The following is an 11,677-nucleotide window of genomic DNA, read 5'->3' as shown; positions in this document are numbered from 1 at the left end:
CCGGAGAATCTGGGAGAATATCTTTCCATAGATGAAACCAGCCTCTCCCAGGGAGAGTTGTATACCGTTCTGACCAATAAGGCTGCAAAAGGTAAAAAAGGTGCCTTGGTTGCCATTATTAAAGGAACGGAAAGCGAATCGGTTATCAAAGTCCTCTCTCAGATCAAGGTTGGATAAACCGCTTCAAAGTGACCCCATCTCGCCAGAAATAAATTCTATATAAAGTATTGTTTGTCATTGGGTTATGAATTTGGCGACAAGGGGTCAAATAAATTGGTTTGTCCACTCAACTAATAAACTAACGAAATAATCATATATCGGTTGAACATCACTAGATGACAAAAAAACAGGTTAATTTCATTTTTAAATTATTGGTCACTCTGCAATTTGAAAGATAGTGCCAATACACCTATTTATAATCCCTGACAATCTATTGTGTGAAAAATCCGTCATTTAAATTTTTTCCAGATCCTGTTATCATTATGGAATACAAACGATTTTTCATGGTAATACAATTATCTGAATATAAAATCTATTCTCAGCTTCCAGACTTAATTGAGCCAGATCCAATGGAAGAGCCTATTGATGTTTATATTACAATAAACACCAGCACCAAGTATCACTGAGATCTTTTAATAGGGAAATCAAAAAGGCAATAATTAACAAACCAGTTTTACGCTGGATCTTCGAGGAAAATCGCTGGTTAGGGATTTTTAAGGATGGTTTCCATTATATATTTGACTGAATCTTCGGACTTGAAAAATTTATCTGCAATCTGAGAAGCATTTTTATCTTTTGACAGGGATTTACAGAATGTACGCTCAAGGAATGCATAATCTGTTAACTCCGTTTTTTCGAGTAACATGGTCCGTAACCAATTCCACATTGCTTTCTCACCAATCTCCTTTTCGATTGCACATAACAAAACGGGCACATAAATTCTAACATAAAATTCTCTCCCTTTCATGTCAGCTTCAGATTTAATCTTAGATAGGGGATTGGTTTTAAATGACCGAAGGCTATTGGCTTTAGCCTTTATATCCGTCTGATATAAACTATCTGATATTAGGCTTTTTTTGATTTTGAATGACAAAAATTCTGTAAAACCCTCATTAATGATCGGGGCAAAAACTGTATTTGATGGCAGGACAGTGCCGAAATAATAATGGCCAAGTTCATGCGCAATAAAAGCTTTAGAGTTATCACCATGTTTATGGTCGAAAGTAGAGGCCAATCCATATTTTCCAACACCGACATTTAAAATGCTAGGGTAGGTAACAAACAAAAATGCATGGTCCTTTGATGCTGTTGGAGTGGTTTGAATAAATGTTACATTGCCTTTATAGGGAATAAACAACTTCTTTTCAAGATATTGTTTATAGCTATTTATGATTTTAATAAATTTTTCCTGTTGTTTACCATCCATATCAGGGTTAAGCAACAAAGTCCCATCTACATTTGCAAATTCATAATTTCCACAGAATATTGTTAGCTGCCTTGGTATATTGCTTTTAAAAGTTGCAGATCGTGCCTTTACAGGGGGTAAGCCATTCACGTATAATGTGCTACAATCCTCGCAGCTGACAGTAATATCAAACTTTACCTCCTCATAACTCTTTTTTGTCTCCATATCAACCAGTACCGGATACCATGAACTCTGCGTGCCATCTGTTCTGATCGAATAGCCATTAAATGCAACATTTCCCCTCCAATCCTGAACAGTATAACCGCTAAGGGAGTCTGCGACAGGGTACATTCCTGTGTAACGAAATCCTATCTGGCTTTTTAGTAACTTATTTTGATTGAGATCTATCGGGAAATAATATGCTAGTGACTCCCTTGCCCCACCTGATGAGAGTGTATCATTTTTATTGATCTCAAAATCCAGCAGTGTGTTTGTGGAAAGATCTTTAAAGTGGCGGATGTTCATACCTGAATTTATGCGTACAGCATATTTGCCAGCAATCTTCGGCATATCTGCTAATACAAAATCGCAACTGATTGTCCCTTGGGTAATTGAAATTTGAACATTACCCGTTAAAGTCGGGGAGTGGTTTTCTTGAGCATTGAGAATAAAAGTCGTTAAAAAAACAAGAATCCAAATGGCAAGAACTTTTTTCATTTCTGTAATTTATCAATTGCAATTTATAAACATTTTGAGCTTAGTGCAAATATCTATAGTTCATTAAGTAAGTTCCCGCGTTCAACAAGCTAAGACCATTGAAGAAAATCTTTTGAAGCCGAAATGATGTTGGCTGCAAAATACTGAATCTAAAGCGTCCCACAAATTAAACACCCAGTATAAATCAATATCAGATAGAGATTTATTGTAATTAGTTCCTGGTAAATCAAACAGTCATGCAGTTCGCTACTTCAAAGAGCCCCAAAATAGTTGTTTACCCATTCGCTAAAGGTACGCTATTGATTGTTTTGTGAATTGGCCAATAGCGAATTAATTGTTGTAAACAGTGGTATTGTAAATACATAGTTTCGATTGAGGGCAGCTGTTATGTAAAGAATGCGACGGGAAATATTTTAGGTCTTTAATTAACTATGAAACAGATTACTAGAGTCTAGAATTGCTTTGTCGTTTTATAAAAAATGCAGTCTGATTTTGTTGTTTTAAAGTATTATTTTTTGTATTTTGCCTAGAAAGAAGTCTAAAAATTTAATCAATCAATTTAAATCTAAAAAAATGCAATTATGAAAAAATCAATCCAAAATCTAGTGAAAAGTTTATCGGCATCCGATAACATGTTAAAATATAATTTTATAAGTATTAAGGGCGGAAGTTCTTTAAACGATTTACCAGCGGTAGAAAATGGCGCATGTACAAACTCGACATTAGATTGTAATAAATCGACAAATATTAATAGCTGTGTTAATTCTTATAACTGTTCAGATTCGACGAATACTGGAATGTCATGTTCTAACCAGAGTACCTGTGTTATGGGATAATTGATGGTCGAGTTTCATTGATACGGCGTTATTAGGGATTCTGGCAAGGCTATTATAGAAAATTCATACCTAGCTTCTTTATTGATTAACCTGTCGATGAAACTCCACTGTTAACAGTTTTGCTTTTATACTTCCACATCAATTGTGTCTGAACCTTTGTTCTATTGTTTAAATAGCTATATTGATATCATAATTAAGATATCTTATTGTGGTAAATAAAAAAAAGCCAATTATTTCCAGACATTCTATTTAGTTGAACAGATGATTTTCAGCAGTCATTTTTCGAATAAAAAGTTTGTACAAGGAGGTTGAATCTGTTGGTAGTTTCAGTATACCAAACAAACCTATTTCAGGTTCGGTACTTTTTCTATTTTTAAAAATCTCACTTAGACTAGATGCACTTACTTCGACAACTATGTTATTGTTAGGGTAATCTAAGCCTTTTAAAATTGGTTTTATCTCTAAGATTCTTCGTCCATTTTTTTCTAAAAAATCCACCTTTACATCTTTAGCGCTCACATTGATAATTTTATTTAGCGGCGCATTCATAAGCAAAGTGAGATCATAGGTCCCATTATCATTTTTTTTAACTGAATTTTGAAGCCTAAATTTTAGCGTCTCGCTAGTTTTAACCTTATATAAATTTAGAAAAGCTAAAAAACAGCATAGTATTATGACTATAAATGAATTGCCAAAGAGGATTGATAGTTTGGGTTGACTGGCCAAAACATCTTTTACCTCTTCACTTCTTAAATTATGATTTTCGATAGGTGTATTAATAGGCATAAAGTAATTTGAAATAATTTTTAGGAAACATCTAATTGATTTTTAACGAGATCAAAATATTTCCCTTTAAGTGAACATAAGGTTTTATGATCACCACTCTCTATAATTTCTCCATTTTCTAACATAATAATCTGATCTGCATTTTTAACAGTACTTAAACGATGTGCTATGACAACAACAGTTTTTCCATCGAAGAAACGATTCAAGTTATCGACAATAATTTTTTCATTGTTGGCATCCAAACTACTTGTCGCCTCATCAAAAAAAATAAAATCAGGGTTTTTATAAACTGCTCTGGCAATAAATATTCTCTGCTTTTGTCCACCACTAATTCCAATTCCGGAAGAACCAATTTTTGTCACCTGTTTCAATGGTAAATTCTCTATAAACTCTGTGAGATTAGCTATTTTTATAGCTTGTTCAAGTTTTTCTGGATCAACTTTTTCATTTCCCAATGTTATGTTCTTTTCAATTGAATCAAAGAAAATAAAACCATCTTGCATTACCGTCCCACATATACTTCTCCAAATGGTTGGAGATATTCTTTCCAGATTTATTGTACCCAAAGTAACCTGTCCTTGAGTTGGGGCATAAAAATTCAAGAGCAGTTTCATCAATGTAGTCTTCCCACTCCCACTACTCCCAACTATAGCAGTCACTTTTCCCTTGGGTATTTGTAAATTTATATCCTTTAACACGTAAGGAGAGTGAGGCCCATCATATTGAAATGAAACGTTATTGAGATTGATATCGGCAGAATGGATTGTTGAACTATCTGTTATTAGATCAGTAGACTCCTCTTCTTTCTTATTATGAATTTCTTGAAGCCTATCCATGCTTAATTTAGCATCTTGCCCCCCTTTAATAAGCCCAACGAGTTGATCTATAGGGCCATTTGTTTGCCCGATGATATAAGAAATACTTAATAGTGATCCTAGGGTAAGATTATTATTTATCACTTCATAAATAGCCAGGAATGATATTAAAATATTCTTTAATTGATTTAGAAAGCGATAGCCGGTTTGTTGGAATTGTTCCAGAGTAAGGGTCTCAATATTCAACTTAAAATACTTAACCTGTAATTTTTCCCAATTCCAGCGAATCTGGTTTTCCGCACCAAAAAGCTTTATTTCCTGCATGCCTGTAATCATTTCATATATTTTGTCCTGATTTTCTCTGTTTCGGGCAAACAATTTATAATTTAAATTTTCTCTCTTTTTCTGAAAAAGCAATACCCATACTAGGCCTAATGTACTCATTAAAATAAAAGTGATCAGAATAAGCTTATTATAAAATGCGAGGACTATTAGGAAAACACACATGTTAATTATAGAGAAAACTGACATAAGAAATGAACCGGTGAGGAATGATTCTATCTGATGATGATCCTGGATTCTCTGTGTCAGATCTCCAACTGCTTTTGAATCAAAGTACCTCATAGGCAATTTCAGAAGCTTTATTAAAAAATCTGAAATAATATTCAAGCTTATTCTTGTATTTATATGCAATAAAAGCCAACCTCGAATGAGGTCAATCGCTATAGTGCCTATAAAAAGAAAAACTTGAGACGCAAATATTAAGTATATAATCGAGAAGTCTCTATTTGCTACTCCAACATCAATTAAAAGTTGCGTTAGAAAAGGGAACAACAAGGAAAAGATGCTTGCAGCGGTCATTCCAATGACCAGTTGAAAAATATAACGTTTATAGGGAATTAGGTACTTCACTAAAAAGAAAAAACCCTTGGAAGATTCGCCTGGGGGTTCAATAGTTTCGAAATCAGCACCAGGCTCCAAAAAAAGGCCAATACCCTTTTCAGCAGGAAAGGATATCCAATAACTAAGGAAAGTTTGCAAATCAATCTCGACAATCCCATGGGCAGGATCCCCGATTACAAAAATAAATTCTGTTTTTTTAGGATTGAATATTCCCGATTTTTTCTCTTTTATCTCATAAAGAACTACAAAATGATCTTGATTCCAATGCAATATGCAAGGCATTGGAGAGTCTTTAATCAAATTTTCAAGAGAGAGACTTGTTATTAAAGTAGTAAAACCAATCTTTTTAGCTGTTTCCTCAATATTAACTATACTGACCCCTTCACGATTAAGGTAGCAAAGTTCTCTAAAGTATTCTAAAGAATATTTCTTTCCATAAAATGAGCTGAGCATCTTTAAGCATGAAGGGCCGCAATCTATTGTGTCATGTTGTCTTTGAAAAGGGTATTTACGCATAGTCTGCCAATATCTCAAAAAATTTATTTTTGACGACATCTAATTTTTTATTATTGTCAAAATCATAAACACAATAATCTACATTTTCATGTTCAATGGCTTGTTGCGTACAACCACCACCACATAATGGAAGAATAGGGCATTCCAAACAAGGTTTATTCTTAAATTTACTATTTAATCTTTTTTCCAGTTTTTCATTCCATTCTATAAATCCACCAGGCTTTAATATCCCTTCGCTATTTGCAGTAGTAAAATCCCGAGCTGTACACTTAAAAACCTCTCCATTAAAGTTAATAGTAGCATGATTTTTATGATCTCCATAGCAAGAGTTAATGACCGTATCGTGTGCACCACTAGAAACGACAAAACCTTTATTACGGAAAAGCCAACGATTTTCATTAATCTCATTATCGATATCGCTTTCAACCTGCCAAACTTTATGGAGATCAAAATGAATCCACTTTCGGTCTTCTGGGCTCATCGCTGCAAAATCATTAACAATATCAGTTATTCCTTCTAAGGTTTCGACACTGATGTTTATTCTAATATTTACCGTTATTCTGTTTTTTGCCAACTCGTATATGTTCTCCACGATCTTATCATACGAACCGCGTCCTTCAGATATGAACCGAACCTTGTCATGTTTTTCCCTATTGCCGTCTAAAGTAATCTGAAAAAAATTCAAATTATATTTTAAACAAAGATCAATGACTGTCTGATCGATCAAAAGCCCATTTGTCGTTATAGCGGAGTGGAAATTGACCCCATTTAACTGCGCAATTTCATATGTTGATTTAAGTATCGGAACAACGACTTTATGAAAATACAATAATGGCTCTCCTCCAAACCACGATAATGAAAACTCTTTTAAAGACTTTTTATTTTCAAAAACCTGCTTGACGAAATCTTCGGTATTGGCAATTGTTTTTAAATCCATCTTAGAATCCTTGATATGGGTCTCATAGCAATACCAGCACTTAAAGTTACAGTTCATGGTAGGATTTATGTGAAGCTTAAATTTAGTATCGTCGTTATCAATTAATTTAGACATCTGTCGAACTCGATCAACTTCATCGATATCATCATTAATAAAAAATTCCTTTTCTTTCAGGAGATTGTAAAAGTCAGGACTATGGAGGCTGAGTTCTTCAAAATCAGCGTTTTTTGCAGCTTTATAAAGCTCATATAAATATGGCTCCAAAATTATAAACTCATTGGAAAATCCGTTGTAGCCAACTTGATATTCCTCATGTGGGAAAAACATATTAAACTTGCTTGCTTTCATTTTGAGATGTATGTTTAGATCGGTTATCTTAATTAGTTTATAGTTTAAATAAATATTTCAATTTGAAATCTGAGGTGTTTGGACATTTAAAAGTATAAGGACTCAAAATTTCTGTAAAATTTCACTCTTGCAGTTATCTGGGTAAATCAGGATAATACCATTTTCGGTTTTATCTTTTGAAAAACGTTGAACAACTCCGCTGAAAATCATTTTTTGTTGTCGTTGTTCTGTACCGCTAATTTTTAACAATGTTTTGGGTAAATCTATCTTGATATCAGTAAGATAATAAGGGATCCTTAATGCGGGGTATTTAAACATCACCAGCATTAAGGATTACCCTGTACTTGTTTCCAAATACTTATCAAACAAAACAGGTGTGGGAGTTTGTGCAACCGCCAGGCGTACTGTTGGTCGCGTCAGGGCAATCATAATTGGTACAGGTACCGGTATTAGTGCCAGAACATTTCGCGCTGTTATTACAATCGCCATTATTTGTGCCAACATCTTGTGAGAGACTTCTGGCACCTCCTTTGACGCTAAAGAAACCGGTAGCATTAGATGCTCCGTCCAGCTTTCCAAGTAAATTCTTAATAGTTTTTTCCATGATATTTAATTTAGTTTAAGCAAAACAAGTATGAGAGTTTGTACAGCTTCCGGGTGTACTGTTTGTTGCTTTTTCACAGTCATAGTTAGTACAGGTTCCACTATTGGTTCCCGTACAAGTACCACTATTACTACAGTTGCTTTGATTATTTGCATTTTCTTCCGCAATCAAGCTCCTAGCTCCGCCTTTAATACTAAGAAAACCAGAAGAATTGCCTCCCAATTTTGAAATTAAGTTGTCAATTGATTTTGTCATAATTATCGTTATTAATAATTTTAGGAATAGATTGTTACGAATTTTAATCTTTCGAAAAACACAGTTGATCTTGCAGAGGAAAGTCTTTAGAAAGGCTGTTTTGTAAACAACATTAACAATCCATTCTGATAATCAATCATTTTTCATTAAATAAGGATACTAGGGGGTGCAGGATAGGTTTGAACATGCTGACCTTGCTGCTTTGTTGGTAGCCTTCGAACAGTCTGTTCCAGTCGAATTTGTACAGTCTCCTGTATTAGTCCCTGCACAGGACGTACCACTGTTGGTGCATGCGGCATTATTTCCTAGGTCTTCTGATAGGCTTGCGCCGCCTTTAATGCTAAAAAAACCTGATTGGTTTTTCTTTTCCAAAAGATTTAATCTTTTGACAAGATTGTTGATTGTTTTTTCCATGATGTGAGTATTTAGATAGTAAATTACTGAAAATTGAAAGCGTTATCACATGACATTCGGAAATCTTTACACCACTAATCTTACCTCAATCCAAATGTTAAAGACGGTTCCAACTCATTGGGTACTAACCGCTTTGCGTGATAACGTAATAAATATATAAATTTTAAAATGACAATTCAAAATTTATTTTCTTTTTTCGAGATCGTTGATGCATTTTTTAAGATACAATATTTTGTAAGATTAAAAATTACAAACTTATCTCATAAATATTATATTTGTTTGATAAACAAGCTGAACCGCCTAAACTTATTAACCTGCTCAAAATACATCATCTTCTTATGAAATACGCTGCAAGCCTGGTGATACTTTTATTGCCTATTTTTTTATTTGGTCAAAAAATTACCGGTGAGGTAAAAGATAAGAATAATAAACCGCTACAGTTCGTGAATATTTCCATTAAAGATAACTTAGGCGCTAATGCCGGCAATCTAATAACTGATATTAATGGGCAGTTTACTTCAATAGATTTGAAAAACGACTTTGACTATGTATTATCTTTTTCTTTAATAGGTTACATCACCAAACAAATCACTATCAAACGTGACCAAAACAGGAACACGTCAATCGTTTTGCTCGAGGCTCCGAAGCAGCTGAATGAGGTTTCGGTAAGTGGCAGGAAAAGCCTTATCGAGCGAAAGGTTGATCGTCTGGTATTCAATGTTGAAAACAATGTAAATACAATCGGCTTTGATGGGCTTGATCTTTTGGGCAAAACTCCAATGGTTAGGGTTGAAGACAGTAATATTTCTTTAATAGGCAAACAAGGTGTTGCCATTATGGTTGATGACAAGCTTGTCCGTTTATCAGGGGCCCCGCTTGCGGATTACCTAAAGTCCATTAGAGCATCCAACATTTCGAAGATAGAAGTAATAACCAATCCGCCAGCAGAGTATGATGCGGAAGGGAATAGCGGTTTAATAAATATTATAACAAAAAAAATTAAGGACCCTGGTTATTTCGTGAGTATATCAGAACGAGCAGCCAGAACAAGTTATAATTCTTCGGGCACAGGTGTAAATGCAAACTACAACCTAAAGAAAGTTTTGATGTTTGCTAATTTAAACGGAGGTATAGGGGCCAATGGGCCAACTTCATCTATATCTCGGTATTATCAAGCGCAGACCTGGAATCAATTTTATGGGCTAAAAGAAAAATCAAAGTACTTGAGCGGAGCTGTCGGATTCGATTATTCACCATCAAAAAATACAACGATTGGTGCATCATACAATGGAAACGTATCTTTTCCCGACATGTTGGGTAACAGCGAAATCCGGGTGGTGAACAACAGCACCGGTATTCTGGATTCAATTATCCATGCGGAGGTCATTGGCGATAAGAGCTTTAAAACAAACGCAGCCAATATCCATTTTACAAGGAGTCTTGATTCATTGGGAAGGGATCTTCAGTTTGACGCAGATTATTTTCTCAATAAAACCAATATTGAAAACAATAGCACCAATTATAATACCCTATCTGATGAAAGGCCGACTATTTCTCCAATAAACAATATAAGATCGGGCAATTTATTGACATCAACAGGTTATACATTCAACCTATTGATGCATTGGCCGACCAAGAAATTTAAATTCACATTTGGGGGGAAAGCGTCCTTTATAAACAGCGTCAATGATGTTAAATATAATCAGTTTTTTACTCAAAGCGCTACATCTGGGATTTCCTATTTAAATGAGTTTCGGTTTAGGGAAAACACACAGGCTATCTTCGGATCGATGAACACTTCATTCGGGAAATTCAAATTTCAGTTTGGCTTAAGGACAGAAGCAACGCAAACAGAAGGGGTTTCACCATCACTATCCCAAGTGAACAAAAATTCATACATCAGTTTATTCCCAACACTGTATCTGACATATCCATTGAGTAAGAAAGATGTGATTTCGATAAGCTATGGACGGAGGATCGGCCGGCCAAATTTTTCATCCTTTAATCCGTTTAGGATTTATTACAATCAATACGAGTATTATACGGGAAATCCTTATTTGAATCCATCTTTTACGGATAACCTGGAATTATCGAATACGTTCAATAATATTCTTTCCTCATCGATCTCCTATAGTGTGAGTCATGGTTTACCAACTTCAGTACAAACAATATCGAATAACTCAAACATCTCGGCTTCCACTGTTGGGAATTTCCTCAATATAAAAAGCCTTTACTTAGGCAATTCCATTAGTGTTAAACCATTTATTTGGCTGGAGAGCTATAATCAAGTTTCTGTTTATTACAACTCTACCAAATCCTCTTCTTCTGTTACCCAGCCAGGGATTACTGGCTACGGAAGTAGTTTTAGAAGCATTAATAGCTTGAACATAAATAAAGCTAAAACAATCACAGGTGGCATTGATTTTACCTATCAATTTCCAGAGACAAGCGGTATTTATCGTAATGAGAGTTATTATTATTTTGACTTAGCTGTAAACTCTGTATTTTTTAACAAAAATCTTCAGGTTTCAATTTCTGCTAGGGATATTTTTAAAACAAAATTTGTCTCGTCATACACTATATATAATAATATTGGAGTATACAACAGTTCCAACAATGATAGTAGACGTCTAATACTTACTCTTAGATATTCCTTTGGAAATTCTAAAATGTCTAAAGGGCAAAATCATATTTCCAGCGGAGCTGAACAGGGCAGGTCAGGAAATTAGAGAAGAAATATAAAAAAGTTGAATCATTTTAAGTTCTAAAAACATATATGGAACATATGTATATTTAGGGAGATAAGCAATTAAATGAGACGGTTTTAATTTACTCTGGTTTGTTTTTTCGCTACTTTTTAGTGCAAAAATATCGATTAATTTGCTCTCCATAATTAGTTATTAACAGCCAAATATTTGCAAAATACATTTTGCCTTTTAGAAAATTGTATTTGGCTTGCCTCTCTCAAGGATTCACATGTTTTTTCTTCAGGTCTGACCCCAACCTCGAAAATTCCGCCTTCATCATGTCATATGTTGGGTCACTCTAGGCTCATACTGCGTCCAATTCAGGCCATTTCAGGCCAAAAATTTCATCACTGTCAATTACTAGATACGTTTAGACAATGAAACGGAATAACCT

8 protein-coding genes are annotated in these 11,677 nt (G+C 34.5%); 1 reads left to right on the top strand and 7 read right to left on the bottom strand.

What is annotated here, in order from left to right; translation table 11 throughout:
• Positions 1-703: 703 nt before the first annotated feature.
• The 7 genes from AW17_RS14565 to AW17_RS24220 all read right to left on the bottom strand — a co-directional run bounded on the left by AW17_RS14565 (position 704) and on the right by AW17_RS24220 (position 8,536).
• On the bottom strand, positions 704-2,122 hold the full coding sequence (locus AW17_RS14565; protein WP_029277626.1) for a hypothetical protein: 1,419 nt from the start codon (positions 2,120-2,122) through the stop codon (positions 704-706).
• 1,085 nt (positions 2,123-3,207) lie between these two features.
• Complete coding sequence (locus AW17_RS14555; protein ID WP_029277622.1) at positions 3,208-3,744, bottom strand: hypothetical protein; 537 nt, start codon at positions 3,742-3,744, stop codon at positions 3,208-3,210.
• Between the two features lie 20 nt (positions 3,745-3,764).
• Positions 3,765-5,978 (bottom strand): peptidase domain-containing ABC transporter, encoded by a 2,214-nt coding sequence (locus AW17_RS14550; RefSeq protein WP_029277620.1) that lies wholly within the window; start codon positions 5,976-5,978, stop codon positions 3,765-3,767.
• Positions 5,971-7,263, bottom strand: a complete 1,293-nt coding sequence (locus tag AW17_RS14545) for a radical SAM/SPASM domain-containing protein (protein ID WP_029277618.1) — start codon at positions 7,261-7,263, stop codon at positions 5,971-5,973. Before AW17_RS14545 ends, AW17_RS14550 begins: the two co-directional genes overlap by 8 nt.
• 102 nt (positions 7,264-7,365) lie before the next feature.
• Positions 7,366-7,581, bottom strand: a complete 216-nt coding sequence (locus tag AW17_RS14540; RefSeq protein ID WP_157280317.1) for a hypothetical protein — start codon at positions 7,579-7,581, stop codon at positions 7,366-7,368.
• A 301-nt stretch (positions 7,582-7,882) separates the two neighbouring features.
• Entirely contained in the window at positions 7,883-8,122 is a 240-nt protein-coding gene (locus AW17_RS24225; protein WP_157280316.1) for a hypothetical protein, read from the bottom strand.
• 159 nt (positions 8,123-8,281) lie between these two features.
• Positions 8,282-8,536, bottom strand: coding sequence for a hypothetical protein (locus AW17_RS24220; RefSeq protein ID WP_157280315.1), 255 nt, complete (start codon positions 8,534-8,536; stop codon positions 8,282-8,284).
• Positions 8,537-8,874: 338 nt separating this feature from the next.
• On the opposite strand from AW17_RS24220, the gene AW17_RS14525 reads away from it, so the two are divergent.
• Complete coding sequence (locus tag AW17_RS14525; protein WP_029277609.1) at positions 8,875-11,265, top strand: outer membrane beta-barrel protein; 2,391 nt, start codon at positions 8,875-8,877, stop codon at positions 11,263-11,265.
• Positions 11,266-11,677: the final 412 nt, after the last annotated feature.

The organism is Pedobacter borealis DSM 19626 (assembly GCF_000708285.2).
In the GTDB taxonomy this organism is placed as follows: domain Bacteria; phylum Bacteroidota; class Bacteroidia; order Sphingobacteriales; family Sphingobacteriaceae; genus Pedobacter; species Pedobacter borealis.
This window is presented reverse-complemented; position numbering and strand designations above follow the sequence as displayed.

Excerpts from the sequence above, each read along its gene's own strand:
- AW17_RS14565 (WP_029277626.1), bottom strand. The coding sequence starts at position 2,122 with ATGAAAAAAGTTCTTGCCATTTGGATTCTTGTTTTTTTAACGACTTTT.
- AW17_RS14555 (WP_029277622.1), bottom strand. The coding sequence starts at position 3,744 with ATGCCTATTAATACACCTATCGAAAATCATAATTTAAGAAGTGAAGAG.
- AW17_RS14550 (WP_029277620.1), bottom strand. The coding sequence starts at position 5,978 with ATGCGTAAATACCCTTTTCAAAGACAACATGACACAATAGATTGCGGC.
- AW17_RS14545 (WP_029277618.1), bottom strand. The coding sequence starts at position 7,263 with ATGAAAGCAAGCAAGTTTAATATGTTTTTCCCACATGAGGAATATCAA.
- AW17_RS14540 (WP_157280317.1), bottom strand. The coding sequence starts at position 7,581 with ATGTTTAAATACCCCGCATTAAGGATCCCTTATTATCTTACTGATATC.
- AW17_RS24225 (WP_157280316.1), bottom strand. The coding sequence starts at position 8,122 with ATGACAAAATCAATTGACAACTTAATTTCAAAATTGGGAGGCAATTCT.
- AW17_RS24220 (WP_157280315.1), bottom strand. The coding sequence starts at position 8,536 with ATGGAAAAAACAATCAACAATCTTGTCAAAAGATTAAATCTTTTGGAA.
- AW17_RS14525 (WP_029277609.1), top strand. The coding sequence starts at position 8,875 with ATGAAATACGCTGCAAGCCTGGTGATACTTTTATTGCCTATTTTTTTA.